Annotated in this window: 17 protein-coding genes; 11 read left to right on the top strand and 6 right to left on the bottom strand. The window is 37.9% G+C overall.

The genetic code is table 11. The annotated features are described in order from the left end of the window. Window positions 1-171 precede the first annotated feature (171 nt). A complete protein-coding gene (locus tag ACIQZI_RS15730; RefSeq protein ID WP_403074551.1) occupies window positions 172-342 on the bottom strand; it encodes a hypothetical protein in 171 nt (56 codons plus the stop codon). 117 nt (window positions 343-459) lie between these two features. Here ACIQZI_RS15730 and pdaA point away from each other — a divergent pair, with 117 nt between their 5' ends. Both pdaA and ACIQZI_RS15720 read left to right on the top strand, forming a co-directional pair. Further along, window positions 460-1257: a delta-lactam-biosynthetic de-N-acetylase gene (pdaA, locus tag ACIQZI_RS15725; RefSeq protein ID WP_062184224.1), complete on the top strand. Its 798-nt coding sequence runs from the start codon at window positions 460-462 to the stop codon at window positions 1255-1257. A 318-nt stretch (window positions 1258-1575) separates the two neighbouring features. Next, window positions 1576-2217, top strand: a complete 642-nt coding sequence (locus ACIQZI_RS15720; protein ID WP_403074549.1) for a pentapeptide repeat-containing protein — start codon at window positions 1576-1578, stop codon at window positions 2215-2217. Window positions 2218-2484: 267 nt separating this feature from the next. On the opposite strand, the gene ACIQZI_RS15715 is transcribed toward ACIQZI_RS15720, so the two are convergent. Continuing rightward, window positions 2485-3228, bottom strand: coding sequence for a COG4705 family protein (locus ACIQZI_RS15715; protein WP_403074547.1), 744 nt, complete (start codon window positions 3226-3228; stop codon window positions 2485-2487). 300 nt (window positions 3229-3528) lie between these two features. Here ACIQZI_RS15715 and ACIQZI_RS15710 point away from each other — a divergent pair, with 300 nt between their 5' ends. Both ACIQZI_RS15710 and rlmD read left to right on the top strand, forming a co-directional pair. Further along, on the top strand, window positions 3529-4413 hold the full coding sequence (locus ACIQZI_RS15710; RefSeq protein WP_403074545.1) for a DNA-3-methyladenine glycosylase family protein: 885 nt from the start codon (window positions 3529-3531) through the stop codon (window positions 4411-4413). Then, a complete protein-coding gene (gene rlmD / locus ACIQZI_RS15705) occupies window positions 4410-5801 on the top strand; it encodes a 23S rRNA (uracil(1939)-C(5))-methyltransferase RlmD (RefSeq protein ID WP_403074543.1) in 1392 nt (463 codons plus the stop codon). Before ACIQZI_RS15710 ends, rlmD begins: the two co-directional genes overlap by 4 nt. Here the strand turns inward: rlmD and ACIQZI_RS15700 are convergent. From ACIQZI_RS15700 to ACIQZI_RS15690, 3 genes are all read right to left on the bottom strand, one after another. Next, window positions 5798-6082: a hypothetical protein gene (locus ACIQZI_RS15700; RefSeq protein ID WP_403074541.1), complete on the bottom strand. Its 285-nt coding sequence runs from the start codon at window positions 6080-6082 to the stop codon at window positions 5798-5800. The two genes, rlmD and ACIQZI_RS15700, sit on opposite strands and share 4 nt — an antisense overlap. Before the next feature lie 249 nt (window positions 6083-6331). Then, on the bottom strand, window positions 6332-7504 hold the full coding sequence (locus ACIQZI_RS15695; protein ID WP_403074539.1) for a site-specific integrase: 1173 nt from the start codon (window positions 7502-7504) through the stop codon (window positions 6332-6334). Between the two features lie 99 nt (window positions 7505-7603). After that, window positions 7604-7858, bottom strand: coding sequence for a DNA-binding protein (locus ACIQZI_RS15690; RefSeq protein ID WP_403074537.1), 255 nt, complete (start codon window positions 7856-7858; stop codon window positions 7604-7606). A 337-nt stretch (window positions 7859-8195) separates the two neighbouring features. Here ACIQZI_RS15690 and ACIQZI_RS15685 point away from each other — a divergent pair, with 337 nt between their 5' ends. From ACIQZI_RS15685 to ACIQZI_RS15660, 6 genes are all read left to right on the top strand, one after another. Next, on the top strand, window positions 8196-8630 hold the full coding sequence (locus ACIQZI_RS15685; protein ID WP_403074535.1) for a hypothetical protein: 435 nt from the start codon (window positions 8196-8198) through the stop codon (window positions 8628-8630). Window positions 8631-9740: 1110 nt separating this feature from the next. After that, a complete protein-coding gene (locus tag ACIQZI_RS15680) occupies window positions 9741-9968 on the top strand; it encodes a hypothetical protein (RefSeq protein ID WP_403074533.1) in 228 nt (75 codons plus the stop codon). Window positions 9969-10643: 675 nt separating this feature from the next. Next, entirely contained in the window at window positions 10644-12236 is a 1593-nt protein-coding gene (locus tag ACIQZI_RS15675; protein WP_403074531.1) for a type I restriction-modification system subunit M, read from the top strand. Then, window positions 12226-13497 carry a restriction endonuclease subunit S gene (locus ACIQZI_RS15670; protein ID WP_403074529.1) on the top strand — a complete coding sequence of 424 codons (1272 nt, stop codon included), beginning with the start codon at window positions 12226-12228 and terminating at the stop codon, window positions 13495-13497. The genes ACIQZI_RS15675 and ACIQZI_RS15670 overlap by 11 nt, the downstream gene beginning before the upstream one ends. A 23-nt stretch (window positions 13498-13520) precedes the next feature. Beyond that, entirely contained in the window at window positions 13521-16679 is a 3159-nt protein-coding gene (locus tag ACIQZI_RS15665; RefSeq protein WP_403074527.1) for a type I restriction endonuclease subunit R, read from the top strand. A 58-nt stretch (window positions 16680-16737) separates the two neighbouring features. Continuing rightward, complete coding sequence (locus ACIQZI_RS15660; protein ID WP_403074525.1) at window positions 16738-19599, top strand: AbiH family protein; 2862 nt, start codon at window positions 16738-16740, stop codon at window positions 19597-19599. Between the two features lie 161 nt (window positions 19600-19760). Here ACIQZI_RS15660 and ACIQZI_RS15655 read toward each other — a convergent pair whose 3' ends face one another. Then, the gene (locus ACIQZI_RS15655; RefSeq protein ID WP_403074523.1) at window positions 19761-20081 is read right to left on the bottom strand and encodes a hypothetical protein; all 321 of its coding nucleotides are present in this window, start codon (window positions 20079-20081) and stop codon (window positions 19761-19763) included. Window positions 20082-21133: 1052 nt separating this feature from the next. Here ACIQZI_RS15655 and ACIQZI_RS15650 point away from each other — a divergent pair. Next, window positions 21134-21724, top strand: a complete 591-nt coding sequence (locus ACIQZI_RS15650; RefSeq protein WP_403074521.1) for an HNH endonuclease — start codon at window positions 21134-21136, stop codon at window positions 21722-21724. The last annotated feature ends 204 nt before the right edge of the window (window positions 21725-21928 follow it).

Raw genomic sequence — 21928 nt, 5'->3', positions numbered from 1 at the left:
GACTACAAATCAAATAGCTTCACTTTTAAGCAGTGAATAAAGAATGAAATTACCTGTAATGGTAAAAACAAAAGAGCCAAGATTTGCCCCTTAGGGATCAAGCTTGGCTCAACAATAGGCTTATTTATCCCAGTTTAACAGGTTGTAATATCCCCACCACTTATGGAAGTTTCACTTTATTTCATTGTTCCTTTCTCCTTCAGTCGTTTCTTCATCCACATGAAATGTCGGTTCAACCAACTCTTCATTTTTTAAACCGCTTCTTAGGAAATAAATAAAAATCATGCCGATAATCCCTAAAATAATCAAGAAGCCAATCGTTGTGACCCACCACAAAGTCATAGACACTCCCCCTTTGTACAGATATATGCCGCAACCTAGATTTTTTTCCAATTTCCACTTCGTATAATTTCAATCCTGGCTCAAACACTAAGTAAAAAGGAGCAAAGGAGCGGAATTATGAAAAGGCTAATGATCGTACCGATGGTGCTGATGTTGTTTTTTGTCACCCAGCTGGAAGCTTTGGCGACAATCTCGAATACACCTAATCATTGGGGCTTTAATAAAGGAAAAAATGAGCAGCCAGCACAAGCGGGGGCCAAGCTTGATGAGATGATGAAGAAGCATGGTGCAATATATAAAGGAAGCTCAGCCAAAAAGAATATTTATCTAACCTTTGATAATGGCTATGAAAATGGATATACAGCTAATATTCTAAATATCCTGCGTCGACAACATGTGCCGGCAACGTTTTTCGTGACGGGGCATTATTTGAAAACAACGCCTGAATTGGCTGTAAGAATGGTGAGGGAAGGACATATCGTCGGCAATCATTCTTGGAGCCATCCAGATATGACGTCAAAAACGGATGAAGCCATTCGAAATGAATTGCAGAAAGTAAAGGAAGAAACTGAGCGAATTACAGGGCAGAAAACGATGAACTATTTACGCCCCCCTCGGGGAATTTTTAGTGAGCGGACAATGGCCATCGCCAATCAAGAAGGATATACACATATCTTCTGGTCGCTTGCCTTTAAAGATTGGATTGTCGATCAGCAAAAAGGAGCAAACTATTCGTATAGTGAAGTGATGAAGCAGATTCATCCTGGTGCGATCCTCTTGCTACATACAGTATCCAAGGATAACGCCGAAGCGCTTGATTCAATTATTACTGATTTGAAAAAGCAAGGGTATACGTTTAAGAGCTTGGATGATTTGATGATTGAACAGCAGATAAAGAATCCGATGTTATATTAGAGCAGTGTTCAAAGGGTCAGACCCTTTGAGATGATGTTATATACACGTCATTTAAACCGGATAGAGTAGAGGTGGGGTCTGCCTCTGTATTACGGCAGGTTTCATTAGTAGTGGAATCATTTATCCCGCATTTACGGGCAGTAAGACCCCCACCAAAAGGCTAAGAAGAATCGAAGAAGCCCGTAGGTGGGGGACAAACTGCCAGTAAAAGCCCGATTGGTTCAACTAACCATCAGTGGGGGATGAAAGACCCCCCACTGGTGGAAGTTTCACCTTATGTGCTATTCTTGTTGGAGAAAGGAAGCAAAAGGTGATAGGATGGCTACTAAATTTAAAATCGAACAACCAAAGATTCCTTATGATTTAACTCCAACAGATTTTCACGTAATGGACGACGAACCTTATTATGAATTGTGCATCATAAGCGATTGCTCGATCATTGGGGAAGATATCCATCGAATCAGATTTGAACAAGTGATATTTAAAAATGTGACCTTTGTCGATGTGTCATTCCGCAATATTGAATTAACAGATGTGATTTTTGAGAAGTGTAACCTATCCAATACGGATTTCAGCGATGCAATTATTCATCGCGTTGAATTCAAGGAATCGAAAATACTAGGTCTGAATCTTTCAGATGCAACATTAGGAAATGTTCGGTTCGAAAATTGTCATGCAAACTTAAGTAATTTTGGCTTTGCGAAATTAAAACAGGTTATGTTTGATTCGTGTTCGCTTTGCAATGTGGATGTATTTGAAGCGAAGTTCAACAAAGTAGCATTCAAGCAATGTGATTTAAATGAAGCAAACTTTATCGGAACTTCGCTTAAAGGCGTGGATTTAAGCAACTGCCGGTTTCAGCAAATAAGCATATCACTTGATGATCTTAAAGGCTGCGAGGTTTCATCAGAGCAAGCCATTGGTTTTGCTGCATTGATGGGGTTGAAGATTAAAGAATAGAGAAAAAGCCAATTCTTCTATAAACGTGGAATTGGCTTTTTTAACATTTGAAGTCGTTTAATAATGCTTTCAATTCTTCACACACAAAATTAAATTCAAAGAATAACTAGTAGACATGGAACTGAATCACTTGTGACTTATTTAGGAATACAGAGCTCAGAAATATTCATCCGTGAATTCATAATGAAAAAAGGCTTGAAGAAATTTCTCCAAGCTTCTTTTAGGCTATAATCGTATCAGGATAAGGTCATTAGAAGAAAATACTGATTAGGTCAAGGAGTTAGAGGCCTTATTATTTTTTATCGTCGCGTAAATAATAAGGGCTAAGAGAATGACTCCCAGAACAAGAGAAGAACCAGTAGTACCTAAATTTAATCCTCCTTTTTCAGTTGGTTTAGTAAGAAGATCTCCAAATGTCGCTCCAAAAGGACGTGTTAAGACAAAGGCAATCCAAAATAGGAATACGCGAGAAATTTTTGTGAAATACTTGGCTAGTACGATGATAACTAATAGAATGCCGATTAGGACGGCTCCTCCGATATATCCAAGACCAGAACTATCCGCCAAGAAATCACCTAAAGCTGTACCTAAAGTATTGGAGAATAGGATAGCAACCCAATAAAGTATTTCAACTTTACGTGTGCGAATATCATGGATATTCAATGAACGTTCACTTGCATACCAATAGGCAAATATAATTAATAAGATACAAACTAATATTGTGGAACCCATTGCATACCCTAACCCTAGAGTACGATCCATAAAATCAGACATCGTGGTTCCAGCGACGGCGGTGGACGTAATGACGAGCCAATAGATGATTGGGTAATACTTTTTGGATAGAAGTTGAGCGATAAGTGTAATGATAAACAGAGCAAATAAAATAATAGTGCTGACCCCGTATCCAACCCCCATCGTCATGGACAACAAGTCACCTGCTGTTTCACCTAGTGTAGTAGCATCAATCTTCATGATCCAAAAGAGAAGTGTGACCTGTGGAATTTTATTCATTTGTGAGTTATCTCTCCATTCTAAACAGTATGTCGTTTCTATTATGTTAAATTGTCCAGATAGCTATTCATATATGTTGGTTTATCTCTTACTTGTATTGATCAATAGGGAGTATTTGTTTTTTACGAGGGAGTAGAGGAAAAAAGACTATAGGCTTTGCCACATCCTAAAGCTTGATCCGCATCGGACAAGGCTAACCGCAACTTACCGAAGTTTTGTTTCATGAGACAATCTTTTCAAGTTACCGCATCGTATCGCATATATGCTATAATACGTGGAAAACTGTTAAAGGAAGGTAGTATGTGGAAGGAAACGATACGGGTAGAAGCTCCTTATAATTTTGATTTAGTGCTTGATCGCTTAAGCCTAGATCCATTACATGTCATTGATTTTCAAGAGCGGACGATTAAGGTACCGCTATATATAGAAGAAACACCACTTATCGTTCACATTCAAAGTATTGGCAATACGGACAATCCTATATTTATTTTGCAAGGGGAGCGAAATGAATATCAGGAAGCAGCACTTGAGAGAGTGAAGAAAGTATTCCATTTTCATGAGCCATTATCAAAAATCGCAACGCATTTTCAAACAACCGACCTACAGGCATTATTTACCGAGCATCGCGGCACACCTATTGTGTTAGACTTCGATTATTATAGCTGTCTTGTAAGATGCATCATCCATCAACAATTGAACCTCTCCTTTGCCCATACACTAACAGAACGCTATGTAAAAACATTCGGCTTTGAAATAGATGGTGTACCATTTTTTCCAACACCGGAACGTGCAGCCAAACTAACGGTGGAAGAATTGCGTGACATTCAATTTAGCACGAGAAAAGCAGAGTATGTGATTGGTTTATCACAGAAGATAGCCACTGGAGAGTTACACTTAAAACAACTAGCAGAAAAAACAGACACGGAAATCATCGATACACTCGTAAAAATAAGAGGGATTGGCAATTGGACGGCAGAAAACTTCCTGCTATCTGGCGTAGGAAGACCAGATTTGTTTCCAGTTGCTGATATTGGCATCCAAAGGGCTTTGCAGCAAGTATATAACTTACCGCAAAAGCCGACCAAAGAAGAAATGCTCAAATATAGCGAAAACTGGTCGCCCTATTTAAGCTATGCCTCCCTCTATTTATGGAGAAGTACGGAAAAACGGAGTGAAAAGAAATGAACCAAACTCAAGATCAACAACTAGAAGTCAACCAAACTTTCCCATTAACGATAAAACGACTCGGCATTAACGGCGAAGGAGTCGGTTATTTTAAGAAAAAAGTCGTCTTCGTCCCTGGAGCATTACCTGGTGAAGAAATCGTTGCGATTGCAACAAAAGTAGATCAGAAATTTTCCCAAGCAAAAATAAAACAAATTCGCAAAGCGTCACCACACCGTGTTGCAGCACCTTGTCCGGTCTATGAACAATGTGGCGGTTGCCAGCTGCAGCACCTTAGCTATGACCAACAGCTTGTCGAAAAACGCGACATCGTTGTTCAAGCGATGGAACGCTATCTACGCGTACCAATCGAATCATTAAATATTAAAGAAACGATTGGCATGGAAGATCCATGGAATTACCGAAACAAAAGCCAATTTCAAGTCGGCATGAAAGAAGGCAAGATCATCGCTGGACTATATGGTGCCGATTCACACCAGCTAATCGATATTCCAAACTGTCTGGTTCAACATAAAGCAACGAATAAAGTAACACGAACAGTAAAGAAAATCTTAAAGAACTTAGATATTTCTATATATAACGAGCGGAAGAAAAAAGGTGTCATCCGTACCGTGATCACACGTGTTGGTTTCGAAACAGGAGAAGTCCAAGTCGTCTTAGTCACAAGAACAAACGAAATCCCAAGACAAGACGAACTCATCAAGCAAATTCGCGATCAACTACCAGAAGTGAAATCACTCGTCCAAAATGTGAATGACCGCAATACATCCGTCATCTTTGGCGACAAAACGATTCACCTAGCAGGAGAACGCATCATCAATGAAACACTCGGTGACCTATCTTACGAACTATCAGCTAGAACCTTCTTCCAGCTAAACCCGGTCCAAACGGTTAAGCTTTACGATGAAGTAAAGAAAGCAGCAGCCCTAACAGGACAAGAAACAGTTGTCGATGCCTATTGCGGAGTCGGAACAATCGGCCTCTGGCTATCCGATCAAGCCAAAGAAGTTCGCGGCATGGACATCATCAAAGAATCCATTGACGACGCCAAGAAAAATGCCAAAAAACACAACCGAAATAACGTCCATTATGAAGTAGGCAAAGCGGAAAATGTCATGCCGCGTTGGGTCAAAGAAGGCTTTAGACCAGATGTCATCGTTGTCGATCCACCAAGAACTGGCTGTGACCAAGCATTACTACGCACGATAATGAAGGTAAAACCGAAGAAGATTGTGTATGTGTCTTGTAATCCGTCTACATTGGGGAAGGATTTGCAGGAGTTGAGTAAGCTTTATGAGGTTGAGAGCATGCAGCCGGTGGATATGTTTCCGCAGACGAGTCATGTGGAAATGATAGTGAAGCTTGTTTTAAAAGGTACAGTCGATTAAACCGTACCTAATGAAGAGGATAGAGCGGGGGAAAGATTGTAGTCGATTTTAATCTTTCCTTCCTCAAATACTTCTATTTTATTAAGAAGCTTTTGTAGATCTTGCTTAAGTATATTTTCATCTTCAATGTCCTTGTCTGCAAAGCATTCTATTTCTTTTTTAAAGGCTTGTAGTTGTTCGCTATGATCTTTTTTTGTTGCTAAAGCAGATTGTAAGCCTACTTTTTTGGTTGCTAACTCTTGAAGTTGAATAGAAATACGTTCACTTTGTTGTTTAAACATCTCCGTTGTCACAGTCATCAGCATGTAAGGAAAGCAAACTACTTACCTGATTGTTTAGCTTATCAATGTTTCTGTCATTACAGTGCTTTTTAGTGATAGTGGTTCGACTCCCGCCGCTTCCATAGTAGAAATTCATAGGATTTCATATGGCGTCAAAACCCTTGATATACAAGGGTTTTTTCTTTTGCCGTGTTTCATATAATGTCATTCATTATCAATCGAACGTAGTCAAAAACGTAGTCAAAAAATCTACATCTCAATATAGTTAGCAAACTTCAATATTGCTTCCTCTTTTGCCTTCTGCGTAACGTGCGTGTAGATGTTCATCGTCGTTTGGATATCACTATGTCCTAAACGATCCTGCACTTCCTTCAAACTGGCACCCACCTCAAATAACAATGAACAATGCGTGTGACGCAAACCGTGTGTTGTAATAGTCCCTAGCTTGTATTTATCCTGTACATGTACGATCCACTTACGGGTTTTTGTCGGTTGCATATGCTCGTTTAACTCATTGCTAAAGATCAGCTGCTTAGGTTGCAACGTATTAAAGCCCAGCACTAGATAATCCTGCTTCTGCTTCTTCTTCCACGCTTTTAAAATAGCCATTGTGTTGTCATCCATTTTAATTGTACGGGCTACCCCTGTTTTCGTAGATTTTACATAAAGCTGATTATCCTTACCCCGTGAAAGGGCCTTGTTGATGCGTAGCTCATTTGTGGTGAAGTTTAGATCCTTCCATGTAAGGGCTAATGCCTCGCCTTTACGCATCCCACTGAACGCAAGTAAACGGAATAGGGCATATGCCTTGTTGTTACTTTCTTGTTCCAAGCATGATAGGAACTTGATAAGCTGTTCACGCGTGTAGAAGTTCTCCGCTTCATCCTCATCCGCCGCAATAGCCTTCTTAGAGGCGGTGGTGGGCATTTCTACGTGCGTAAAGGGATTTGTTTTTATATAGCCGTGCTTAATCGCAAAGTCTAACACTTTGGCAGCATACGCTTTTACCATGCGAAATCTCTTTAACTTTAGAGCCCATTCATCCACATGTTTTTGACATGCATGGACATGGATCTTTTCAATTTTATAAGCACCCATCGAGGGAAGTATATGATTTCGGAAAAGACCCGTTGTTTTTACAAATGAACTTTCCTCAACAGTCTTTTCGTATTGTACTACCCATAGGTCGTAAAGTTCTTGATACGTTTCAGCACGTTCCTGTTGATACGTACCATTCGCAACATCGAGTTGAATACGTGCTAATGCTAACCCCGCATCTTTACGTGTTTTAAAGCCACGTTTCGTTGTGCGCTTCTGTTTGCCCGTTAGCGGATCAACGCCTAAATAAACAGGAAACTCGTAACGTACTGTACCGTCTTTCAGCTTGTAGCTTCTGATAGGTGATACTTTCTTCTTTGCCATGATAATTCCTCCTGAATCAGTTGCGGGGGCAAATGATTAAAGAGAGGATTTACCTCTAGGGACATTATAACTGAATCCCACAATCCCCATACATAATGATTAAAAGCTATGATCTTGTAAAAAACGATCAATCTCTTTACGAGATACACGCTTGATCCCTTCTATTTCACACACCTGTAAGCCCATCACACGGAACTTAATAAACGTGTTGTAAGAGACGCCAGCGTACTTAGCACCGTCTTTCAAGGAAAGCCATCCGCTGTCCATAAACTGGTGCTGTGTGGCTAGTAATGCCTTCTGAACGGCCTTTATTACAATGTCCTCTATATCTGTGTTCGTTAGCTCTACATTCATCTGTAATTGCTCCTCTTCGTTTGATCCCCGCAATGTTTTTAATTGCTGTATGTAGAGTTATACGAGGACGGGGGAGGGGAGTTAAATGGAATTTGTGAAAAATGATTAGTAGTATAATATGGGGAATAAAACTCACATAAAAAGAGCATGGAAATGTATCTCCAGGCTCCTTGTATTTTGCGGGCTGTTTTTTACTAAAGCACTCCGTTAGTTGAATAAGAAAAAGGATATTAAATAGTATACTATAAATCCTTTATTCTTAATTTCGTGTAGGAAATATTATCCGCATTTGATAAAATAGAACTGTTTTTATATACTTATAAGGAGGAATACGAAATTGGGAGAAGAAAATTTAGACGATAAGGAAAATCGAAAATCAATAAAAATAATTTTTTGGATTATTATTGGCCTAGCTCTTCTAAACCTTTGTGGTATGTTGGCACCAACTTGGTTGCTTATGGCAACATTATTAAGTATCACTCTATTCATTTATGAGAACTTTTCAAAATCGATAAAGTTAAATTATCTTATCTGCATTATACTTGCTTTTCTTTTTGTTGGTGGATTAATACGTTTAAACATACCTTTAGATGCCTTGTTAAAGGGAGTTGATCCATTAAGTTGTGAAAAATTTCAGCCAACAGGTTTCTTTACTGGTGGTTGTGGTCCTGAACCATTCTCCAAGCCAATAGGGCCACGTATAAATGATACATTTGCATTATTAGCGCTTGCTGCGGCTGTTGGAATACATCTTATAAAAAAGAAAAAATAAACACGGGAGAGTGATTTAGCGCTCTATATTTATAATATTCACGGACTTTAATTGGGGGTAATTCCTATTTTTCCCCCTACTCTCTCTTTTAGTTTATCCTTTTACAACATCAACTGGATGAAGAAATTTGTGTGTAGTATGTAGTCTACTACGTAATAAAAGAGTTACTCCACAAAATGGCCCGATTGCTGAACAACAGTTAAACAACACTCTTCAACTAAACTGCTCCGTTAGTTTAAGTACATTCTTTCACAATCCCATTAATGTTTAAACGTATTTTATCAGATGTAGGGTAGCATCACGATACCATTTCACAATTAATCCCTATAAAATCCCCCGTTATGACATGAAAAGCGCTCAAAATAGCATGTATATAGACATACCTTATCAAAAATAAATGAATACAACCTCAAAAAGCAGTTGTTAACAAGTCTCTTGTTAATAGCTGCTTTCTTTGTGTTCTTGGATAACCATTGGTGCGTTCTAGTTGTTTGACAACGCACCAACACGCAACAAGAGAGCCTCCCCCGTAACGATTTATCGTTATCTCTCCATGCGATTAATGATTCAATAACTTTCAAAATAGCCCGTTGATACTTTCTTGAGCGTCTATTTAATAGATGTATGACTTGCTCTAATTCGAAGCTAAGTAACTTAGGTTGTCCAATAACGTTCCTCATTAAAGAACTCGTCTAATATAACGTCCAATGCTACATAGACTTTAGCAAGGCTTTCAATCGAAGTGTTCTTTTCACCGCGTTCATGTTAGTCGATATATGTGTTAGGCAATGAAGCACGATAAACTAGTTCTTTCTGGATTTTAGACTAATGTTGGAATTGGCAAAGCTTGATTTACGCCTACAAAGGTAAGAAGAGCAACGTGGGGTGATATTTCAGGAAAGTTGCAACAAAGCCGCGGGGCTTCAAGTGCTATCATTGCGAGAAGAAAGTAGCTAGTAATGGAGTAGATGAGTCTTGAAGCGTGCCTGTTACAAGTTATGGTGCGAATGATGTAGGGCGCCGCCTCTGTTCCAAAGAATGAATTGATGATTAATTAAAGAGGTGAATTGATAGCGTAGCATAATCGAATTGAGGCTGTTAGAATCGTTTATGATGAAGTGGAGGATAGAAAGGGGCACAAATGACGGGGAAAAGGGTATAGTAGAAGAAATAAGCATTGCAGGAGGGTGTCCATTGTCTAATAAGAAAAAGGATGACGAAGATATACAAGCAACTTTATCACCAACTAAAACTGATAGAGAAAACAAAATCCAGGCAATCTACGACAAGGCTGTAAAAGCTAACGGTGAGGCACTGGAGAAGCTTAGCAAGAACTAATGGAACTAAGGTTTCATCGAAGCGGTAACAGGTCCAAAATGTAAGGTGGGGGCGGTTAGGCGTGATGGTAGAAGATTTGCATAGGTTAGTTAATGAAGTCCCCGAAAGTGATGTGCAAGGTATCATAAAAGTAAAGCCATGACTGCGGAAGCCTCAACTGGAATGTTATAATAGATGATTGTGAAGAGGTAGTGTTGCAAACATGGCGAGAAAAGGATTGCTCTAATCCATAGTCAAGTATGATGGCTGAACAATTAAAGCTTGTAAGCCGCTATCTTATGGGGCTTGGTGTGGATAAAGGACTAGATGTAGACTGAAAAGGACTAAAAGCTAAAGTAGCTATTCCGGGAGTTGGGGGGAGTAGCTACTTTATTTTTATATTCACCCAGTGATTAGCCCGATGATTAATGACATTGTGGAGGGAGAGAGATAGAATACTAATCCGCCACTACTCTGAACTTGCCGGAGAGGACCACTATACACCTCGTGAAGCAATCCGCTTGATGGTATACTAACAAGGAGTGGTCTACCAATGACATTTTACGACTTTGCTGGTGGGGTAGAAGGAATAGGATTCCTGCCCAAAAGTATTTGGAAACCATCAGAACTTGAAAATAACATTATATAGAAGTGTTGAATCAAGTAGACCCATACAGAAAAAGTGAGGTACACGACATGGCTGAATTAAACACAAAATTATTTAGTGCCGCAGACAACTTGCGCAGCAAAATGGACGCATCAGAATACAAAAACTACTTATTAGGATTGATCTTTTACAAGTATTTATCTGACAAGTTATTAGGAAAAGTAGTTGAAATAGCAGATGAATCGCTAGAAGAATACAACACCCAAGAAAACCAAACCCAATTGTATAAGGATTTATTGGCAGACGAAGAGATAAAAGCTGACTTGATTGAAACGCTAGTGGACACATTGGGCTATGATATTGAACCGGCGTATTTATTCAATGTCTTAACCGATCAAGCGAAACAAAACACGTTTCAGTTGAATTACTTGAAGAATGCCTTTGGCAACTTGTCTTCAAAATATGACCAATTTAACGGATTGTTTGATGATGTGGACTTGCAATCAAAAAAACTGGGATCAGATGACCCACAACGAAACATTACCATTACAGAAGTCCTGAAGAAATTAAATGATGTGGATGTGCTGGGACATAATGGTGATGTCATTGGAGATGCTTACGAGTTCTTGATTGGTCAATTTGCCTCCGAAGCGGGCAAGAAAGCCGGAGAATTCTATACACCCCATGAAGTATCGGACATGATGGCCCGTATTGCGGCAATTGGTCAAGAAGACAAAAAACTGTTCAGCGTATTTGACCCGACCATGGGATCTGGTTCTTTGATGCTAAATATTCGAAACTACATTAACCATCCAGAGAGTGTAAAGTATCACGGGCAGGAACTAAATACAACGACTTATAACCTAGCGAAGATGAACTTGATCTTGCATGGTGTTGATAAAGAAGATATGCGCTTACGCAATGGTGATACGTTAAACAAAGATTGGCCGACAGATGAGCCGTATACCTTTGACTCGGTTCTGATGAATCCCCCTTACTCTGCAAACTGGTCGTCAGATGACACATTCTTAGACGATTCCCGTTTCAATCGTTACGGGAAGTTAGCACCAAAATCAAAGGCAGACTTTGCTTTTCTTTTACACGGGTTCTATCATTTAAAAGATTCGGGAACGATGGCAATCGTCTTACCGCATGGTGTACTGTTTCGGGGGGCGGCAGAAGGTGTGATTCGTAAGAAGTTAGTAGAAGATGGCAGTATTGATGCGGTAATTGGTATGCCAGCCAACTTATTCTTTGGAACATCCATACCAACAACTGTCATCATCTTAAAGAAAAATCGCAGCACACGCGATGTACTATTTATCGATGCAAGTAACGAGTTTACGAAAGAAAAGAACCAAAACAAACTTTCTGAAGAACATATTCAGAAGGTTGTTGAAACATATAAGAAGCGAGTAGACGTGGAGAAATATGCCCACGTCGCTACATTTGAGGAAATCAAAGAAAATGACTTTAACCTAAACATCCCAAGATACGTAGACACATTTGAAGAAGAAGTACCTGTGGACATGGCTGCCATTGGCTCAACCATTCAAGACATTCGAAAAGAAAAAGCTGCACTAGAATCTAACCTATACGGCATGATTTCTTCCCTGCAATTTGATGAAGAAAATGCTGATTGGATCAAAGGTGCATTAGAGGTGTTTAATCGTGGGAAATAAACAGACGCCAGACATTCGATTTGGGGGATTTACTGGGGATTGGGAACAGCGTAAGGTTCAATGGCTGATTGATGAAGGCATCATTGAAAAACCAATGGATGGAAATCATGGGGAAAAGCATCCGACAGCAAGTGAATATGTTGATTATGGAATTCCATTTTTAATGGCTTCAGATATAAAACACGGAATAGTAGATTTTAGAAATTGTAATTTTATTACTATAGAAAGGTCGGAAAAACTAGACAAGGGATTTGCGAAGAATGGAGATGTGTTGATTACACATAAAGCAACAGTTGGTGAAGTTGCTATTTTAAGTGGATTAAGTAGTGAATATGCTGTTTTGACACCTCAGGTGACATATTATAGGGTTATTGACAAATCGAAATTAGCTATAAAATATCTTTATGCATATTTCAACTCGCAGGAATTTCAAAATACTCTAAAACTTGAAGCGACACAATCAACACGTCCTTATATTGGAATTACAGGGCAACATAAATTGGAAATAAAGTTCCCAAAAGCAATAAAAGAACAAGAGAAAATTGGCGAATGTTTTTCTGACCTAGACAACCTCATTACCCTTCATCAGCAAGAACTAACCACCCTCAAACAAACAAAACAAGGATTCTTGCAAAAAATGTTTCCAAAAGAAGGGGAGTCCGTGCCAGAAGTTCGGTTCCCGGGATTCACTCACGCTTGGGAACAGCGTAGAGTTTCGGACTTTGCTGAAGAAACGTATGGTGGTGGAACTCCAAAGACTTCTGTTGATGAATATTGGAGCGGTAACTTGCCGTGGATACAATCATCTGATTTGAATGAGCATCAAGTATCAGATACTTTAGCAAAAAAGAAAATTACTGAAACTGGATTAAAAAATTCTGCTTCAAAATTAGTACCAGCAAATTCTATCGCAGTTGTCACACGAGTAGGCGTTGGAAAATTAGCATTTATGCCGTTTGAATACGCTACTAGCCAAGATTTTCTTTCGCTTAGTAAATTGAAAGTTGATGAATGGTTTGGAGTTTATTCGCTCTATAAGAAATTACAAAGCGAGTTACACGCAGTTCAAGGTACATCAATCAAAGGAATTACAAAAGAAGAATTGTTGAGCAAGGACATAAAGGTTCCTGTTGATATAGATGAGCAATTTAAAATCGGCGAGTTTTTCAACCAACTAGACAACCACATCACCCTTCATCAGCGTGAGTTAGAAGTCTTGCAAGAAACTAAAAAAGCTTTCTTAAAAAAGATGTTTGTTTAAGTAAAAGGAAGGGGGGAAGGACCGTGGCAATGATACCGCACAATGATGAAGCTGAGGTGGAGCGCCGCCTCATTGAAGTGCTAGGGGAAGGGCATAATCAGTGGAATTATCGCCCGGATTTAAAATCAGAGGAAGACTTATGGAAGAACCTTCGTAAAAAGATTACGCAAAATAACTTGTCGGAAATAGGGGAACATCCCATTTCTGATAAAGAATTTGACACGATTAAAACAGAGTTGCTTTTGAAAACAACGACACCCTTTGATGCGGCTAGATGGCTTAAGGGCGAGAATGGCATCTCTCGCATAACGATTGAACGTGAAGATGTGTCCCTAGGTTCAATGTCATTGATATTATACTCTAACCAAGACATTGGTGGCGGCATCTCTACATATGAAGTCGTTCATCAGATTGCGAAGAAAAAGGTGAACATGGATGACCGTGATCGACGATTCGATGTGACGCTCCTCATCAATGGGTTGCCGATTGTTCAGATTGAATTGAAACAGGTTGGTGCCAAAGACGGTGTATTCCAAGCCTACAATCAAATCAAGAAATACGCTGAGGAAGGGATGTTTAGAAATAATATCTTTTCTACTCTTCAGTTATTTGTCATATCCAACGAACAAACGACTCGCTACTTTGCCAATGCTATGCCAAAAGACATGCATAAGAAATTTGTCTTTAGCTGGCGGACCACAGATAATCGTAGGGTCGAAAACCTTTATGAGTTTGTGAAACAAGTCTTAAATATACCGGATGCACATCGCCTGATTGCCAACTATACGATTGTAAGTGAGGACCAAGACAACAAAGCCTTAATGGTATTACACCCTTATCAAATTCATGCTATTGAAGCCTTGTTTGCATCTGCCATGAAGCACGAATCGGGCTATGTTTGGCATGCGACGGGTTCAGGAAAAACGTTGACAAGTTTTGTGTCTACGAAGTTATTAGCCCGCAAACCTGGCGTGGATCGTACCATTATGCTCATTGACCGAAAAGACTTGGACAATCAAACGACTTCTGAATTCACCAAATTTGCGTCTGAGTTTAATACAGGTATTTCTTCTGGAAATGCCAAGTCGAATAGCTTAATTGTTGGAACCGGAAGTGCGAAAGAGTTAAGTAATACTCTACTATCTGACACCAATTCCAATACTGTCATTATTACTACCCGTCAAAAGTTAGAAGCTGCCTTACGCTTTGCGGAAAGACAAGAAGAACAAAAAGGTACTCAGCGCTTTAAGAAACTACTGGGACAACATATTGTCTTTGTCGTGGATGAATGCCATCGGGCGTTAAGTGCAGAAGGTATGAAGGCAATCAGAGACTTTTTCCTGAATTCTACATGGTTTGGATTCACGGGCACGCCAATATTTGATGAAAATAAGAAACAAGCGAAAGGTCAATTGGCTCGTACCACGCGTGACCAATATGGGGAAGACTTACACACCTATACGATTAAAAATGCTTTAGAAGATGGGGCTGTTTTAGGGTTTCAAGTAGAGCACGAAGATACGATTGAACCCATATCGTTAACGAATTCTATTTTCAATCAACTACGTCATCAAGAGAAATACGCCAGCCTTACGGACGATGAAATAAATAATGTAATCGACCAAATGAAGGGAATGGAAAAGGAAGCATACCTTGATACGGATACGTTCGAAAAGGATGAACATATCCAAAAGGTCATTCATAAGATATTTCGCCCAGATAATGCCTACATCAAATTCGATTTCCAAAATGGTCGCCCGCAAAAGTCTGCCATTTTAACAACAAGTTCCATTGATATGGCAAAACGCTACTATCAAGCTATCAAGGAAATGACGAAAGATCCTGAGTGGTTGATAAATGAATTTGCAGGACATCCAATTCGAACGGGGCGGACGATTGAAGATCCAGATTTCCCGCGGATTGCGATTACTTATTCGATGCAAGAAAACGAAGATGATTCCAAACAAATTCAAGATGAAATGAAAGCCATTATTAAGGATTACAATGATTATTATCACACGGCTTGGTCGATAGAAGATATTGAACGATATAATGGTGATATCAACAATCGCTTAGCCCGTAAGAAAGCAGAGTTCAAAGAGTTCGGGAAACAAATTGACTTAGTAATTGTTGTAGACCGCTTATTGACTGGATTCGATGCACCAACTATCCAAACGCTATTTGTGGATCGCAATTTGAGCTATGCAAATCTGATTCAAGCTTTTTCCCGCACCAATCGTACTTACCCGGGGAAGACAAAAGGATTGATTGTGACATTTAGGAAACCCTCGACAATGGAACAACATGTACAGGACGCTACGAAGTTATATTCAAAGGAACAAGAGGAATCTAAACTAGTGTATGCATCCTATGATGATTCGAAAAAACGCTTCAAAAAGGCTCACAAGACGCTAACAATAGTCGTTCCAGATCCAAACGATATAAATGAGCATTCACCTCTCGAAACTCGAATTGAATTTGTGAGAGCCTTCCAAGAGCTAAACAATGCCTACGAGGCTTTAGTTACGTATGATGATTACAACGATGATATGGAGAAATCAAAAGCACTTCAAGAGCAAGTGAAGACGTTAGAAGAATATATCGGCGTATACAACACTGTTAAGGGGTCACTAGTGGATGAGGGCGGCCAAGATGGACCAGTTCCAGATTTTTCGGACATTGAATTCTATGGGGAAAATGCGATTAAGATGTATGATATTGACGCCACCTATATTGACCGACTATTAGGAACATATTCAGCCAACAATCAGAATACCCGTGATGAGATTGAAAAAGCACTTCAAAAGCTGAAGAAATCCGAGATGGTTAAAGACGTATACCGTGCGATTTTAAACGCTATAGATACCAAGAAAATCGATTCAGGAGAAGATATTCTTGTTGTAAAACGACGATTCTTCACTGAATCCTACAATAAAGCAATTGATGAGTTTGCAAATACTTGGTTTGTGGAAGAAAATCAGCTGCATTTATCTGCGATTCAATACGTAATAGGAACAGAACCTATTCCGAATATTGGGGGCGTCATCAACAGCAAACAATTTGATAAGTATAAAGCTGTACATCCAGATGCAAAACCGTTGAAATACGGACCAGAATTGAAACGTCAGTGGAGAATGGTATTGGATGAGGTCATTGTACCTTTTGGGGATGAATTACGTTAGGTATGATTATTTTTGATGAACTTGACGGACAATTAGATGATTATAGGGAGAATACTTTATGAGCAAAGAGGAGCAAGAAAAGTTAGATGCTAATAATAGTTTAAAGAATATAGTTATTGTTGGAAACGGATTCGATATGAGTCTTGGTCTCAAAAGTTCATATCAGAATTTCATTGAATATATTAAGAATAGAAAAAGGTTTGCCGAAGATTACGAGTTATACAATTATAATAGACTTTTTCTAAGGAAATATGAAAATTTTCGTTTGAATTGGTCCGATTTTGAAAGCTTATATGAGGAGACTGTAAGAAAAATAAATAATCGATCTGAGAAAAATGAGGAACCGCAAGATATCTTTGACATAGCATCGTTAAATGATTCTATTAAAAGATTAGAAGAAGATTTTCATGAATATCTTTTAGATGAATACCCAAAGTGGGTTGAACAAAATACGATTCCGATTGGGAATTCTGATTTTAAACAATTTAAAGTAGAAGTGAACCCTTTTTTTGAGAAAATGATTAAAGATGAAAATACATTTTTTGTTAATTTTAATTATACGAACACAATTGAGGACCTATGCGAAAGTGTACTTTATGACACTGGTAGCATTGCAAAGTCTAGTTTAGAGGTGAAGAAAGCGAAAGAAAGAGTTTTTCATATACATGGAAGCTTAGAAGAAGAAAACATTTTATTCGGAGGTGGGTTTACTGATAGTGAGGATATTGGCCAGATTCATTATTCACAGTCATTAATTAATGATAAGTTATTTAGAATTAAGGAAAACGAGTTATTAAATTCAACAAGAAATAAGATAATGTCTACTATAGGTTTGGACAGTGAAGTTACGAATAATGATTTATATATTATAGGACATTCTCTTCAAGGAAGCGATTTTCCATTCCTATCAAAATTAATTCAAAAAGCAAACAAGGTGTTTATATTTTACTATGAAGATGATTACATTTTTAAAATGGAAGAAATTCTAAGGAAATTTGGTTCATCCGTTGCCGAGAAAATTGTGTTGGTTCCTTTCTTAGAAATTTTATTGCAAGAAAGTTTAATTGTATCAAATTTCAAGGAATATCTGACTATAGATTCTTTTGTATCAAATAAATTTCCAAAAGAAGATATATTATCTGAGCTTTCATTGACGATAAGCCATTTTACTCTTCGCAATATTAATGAATTAAGAATAAGCGTAGGTAATATAGATAGGGTGCTTCAAATATCAAGAAACTTGATACTAAATAAAAACGCTTCTAGGATCGCCCGCGTATATTTTGAGGAAACGATAGATTCAACTAACTTTGAAAAACTCAATAATTCTGAGGACTTTCTAAAGTTGCTAAAATGGGTGAAAAAAGTTGATTTTTCTAATACAGAAATAGATAGTGATTTTTTTGTCCGACTTTTGGAGTATGGTAGTAGCTTGGCTTATATTAGAATGGAAAATTGTACATTAGTTAATGAAAATAATGTAAGTGTAAATATTTCTACATGTGAGTCATTAAGACGGCTTGAAATACTTGATTGTTCCTTTACATCTAATCTTATAGATACAAAAAAAGGTGTTTTTTATATTAGATCAGAATCACAGAACAATATAGAAAAATTAACAGTATTGAGAAATACCAATCTTGTGATTGAGAAAAGTGTCTTAGAAAAATCAACAAATTTAATAGAGCTTAATATCCTAATAACCAATGAGAATGTTTACCAAGAAGAGATTCACCAAGAAGAGATTCACTTGGAAAACCTGGAAACTTTACAAATTGATCATTCCTCTGGTTTAATTCCTAACATAACAGTAGGGAACAAAATAAAGGAAATAATTATAATAGGGTATTCCGATGAATTTATTAAGCTTTCATCGATTATGAGAAGTAATGAACAGTCAGTAGGCTTCCCTAAACTGAGACTCTTTCATTTGAAAACCCCTGATCAAATGACTTCATGCCGTAATCTCATTGTAGATGTTATTTTAGATGTCTATTCAAATGATACTAAATTTATCGTGGATAAAGATATAAAATCAATTAAGGAATATTTTTTGGAGGATAAAGAGCCCCATACTCAAATCTTTAATCATTTTGGGGGATTAATAGATGATAGTATCCTAGCAAAAGTTAAAGACCTTTTTTTAAGAGTATCGAATTTAACAAGCCAATCAATTATCGAAGAGTTTTTGGAGGAAATGAATACTAAACTAGACGTGAAAACACAAACTATCAAGCAGACGGAACAGGATATAGAACAAAAAGATGTAAATGGTTCAAATCATACTAACGAATATGATTTGGAGAGTAAATCAGTAAATAATAAAAAGGACTATGTATATACTTTAATTGACAGTTTGTTATATGACTATAGGATAGGAAGTATACCTACATCTGAAGAACTTTTTAAAGCTTTAGGGCAAGAGAATAAACCTGAAATAGTAGTGGGGATTTATCATGAAATTGTTAAAGAGATTTCTAATGCAAATAATCATGGAAAATATAATTCAAAAGAAGATGTACAAGATCTGAAGATTAAATTATTTACGCAGGCTAGGGATAAAGTCATTAGGGACTTTTCTGAGGAGTGGTTTGTTTCAGAAGACGAACTCGATTTGTCTGCTATACAGTATGTTGAAGGTATTCATGAAATTCCAAACATAGGAAGAATTATTGATAGCAGAAGTTATGAAAGCTACAAAGCTAAACATCAGGAAGCCAACCCATTTGCCAACTCAATTAAGTATACGCAGGCAATGAAACGGGATTGGAAGAGGGAGTTGGATGAAAAAGTAGTGTGGTTGAACGATGAACTAAAAAGAACAAGTAATTTGGATGGAAATAAAAATTATACAGATAATCCCTCAAAAAACGCTAAACGCACCAGAAATCATTCTCACAAGTCTTTGGTGACATCGTGATTCATATAAGATATCCTACACTTGCAAAAGAAGGGGAATGAAAGAGTACAGTTTGTATTTTAGTAGACAGGAAAACCACCTAGTTCATAACAATGGGTGGTTATTCTGTCCAGACTTTAATAAAAAGTGTCCTCTTGATTTTAAATGTGGAATGAATACTCCTATTCTATCCACTCACCCAAATAGTACCCATTTATTAAGTATAATCGATGGATATAATCACGAATAAGCCCTTTCCTAAAATTCATCTTTTCATTTGCAATTTCAAGTTCGCCAAGTTTCTTTTTTATTTCACGATATGGAGGGCTGCTTATAACCTCTACATCTGAAACGGCATTAACAGTTTCAATTCTCTTTACATAGTCAGTAACAATACGAGCTAACTCCGCTACCTCTTTTGTATCGAGTTCTATTTGGCGTTGTTCGTTCTTAATCAACTTTATTAGTAATTCTGACGAAGTGGTTTGTTTATTGTAAGACATCTTTTTATTACTCCCTTCAATTGGTGAAAATTTAATAATGAAATCTGCTTGTAAGGATCAGTTAGAATAGCATCAGGGCATACACCGTAAATCTGTTCACATAGTCTTGCTTATACGTGTAGTGTGTGGGTTTACAGTTAAGGCCTTTGGAATAGACTAGGATGCCTAAATGCTAAGTTAATAAAAGTAACAATCTTGCCCCCCGCAACATAATATCTGTCGAACGTAGTCAAAAGCGTAGTCAAACGTTTTCAACAGTGGCAATAAACCACCCTTATAAACACCGGTATTACAGCCTTTCTAGGAGCGGTTGGTTCGACTCCCGCCGTCTCTATTTGATTCTCGGTTTATTTAGTGAGGAAAAAGTAGTAGGCTGGGAAGGATGTGAATCAGCAGAAGTGAAACTTGCGAAGTAATTGATTCAAAGTGGCCATTAAAGAAAAGATTTAAGGGAGCTACTGTCCTTCATTCATATAACGGTATCCTAGTGAAAACGACGACGTTTCACGTATTGCTCGAGAAAATGAGCCTTTAAAGTTTATTTTCAAGACCACGTGCAAGTAATAATAATCCGTATTAGGAAGCGATATTTCACACATTTAAATATCATCCAAACTTTCCAAATAAAGGATTTGAAACTTTGGATCAAGCAGGGAAATGGGCAAGTGAATTTGTTTACTGGCATAACGAAAAATCGTCTACCAGCATTTTTTATAACAATATAGAAAATCTACTTGAAACTGAGGAGTAGCATTAAACCCAACTCAAAATTGGGTTCTTTTTATACAGGCAAGTGCTACTCTGATAATTTCTTTAAATTGTATGCACTATCAACTCCTCACACGTGGAGGTTGTTACGGAGCTTGAGTTGAAAAGTGTAACGGAATAATAGACTCTTGCTCCATATAACAAACTCTTGTCATAATCCAAATAAAGTCTTGATACTCCTGTGGGAAACGCGTGGATAAAGGCATGAAAAGAATAAAGGAACAAAGAGGGTGGGAACAGGAATCCCATCCTTTTCCTGTACTTTTTTCCGTAAGCTCAATGTGATGGGCACTTTGTATGGAGATACTGGCAGTACGATTTATGGCTTTGATAATAAGACTGAAATGATTCGAATTAATCCTGCTTATTATTCATTTATACAGCGATTTCAAGGGGTATTGAACTATTTAACCAACTATCAATGTGCTCTATTTTTGGAGAAGTTCAATGAACAAGGAGATACGACAAATCTACTTTTAAAAGTAGAGAATGTATCTAAACGAGCGTCTTTGGATCAGTTTTATTATCTTTTATCCTCATTATATAAGGGGAATTGTTTCTATTGCGGCAAGTCGATCAAGAAGAAACAATTGGCTCATGCCGATCATTTTATTCCTTGGAGCTTTGTTCAAGCGGATCAAATTTGGAACCTGGTTATCGCCTGCAAATCTTGTAATCTTTCAAAAAACGACAAGTTGGCTGAAGACAGGTATTTGTCTTCTTTAATTGATCGAAATGAGGAAATAGTGGAGACAGATCTTGTTCACAGGTCTGATATGAAGGTGTATTCTGAGAGAAAACTGACTGACCTTTACAAATATTCGATTGATAATGGATTTACTGACTTTTGGGCACCAATGAAAATTATCATATAAATTACCTATCTTGCTTTTAGTTTATTTCGGGGAGTGACAGGCACCCATCATAGTGCTTTGGCGGAATCGGTAAGATTCATCGTTAAGTAAGTGTATGTTGAGCGATGGGTAAGACGGGGGTAGCAAAATAATAACTATTTTTTGTTATATTGTTTAAAGAAGATAGAGTGGGGGAAATAAGTATGGCTGTTCCAGGTTATCAAG

Source organism: Peribacillus sp. NPDC096379, from assembly GCF_044762875.1.
Classification (GTDB): domain Bacteria; phylum Bacillota; class Bacilli; order Bacillales; family DSM-1321; genus Peribacillus.
This window is presented reverse-complemented; position numbering and strand designations above follow the sequence as displayed.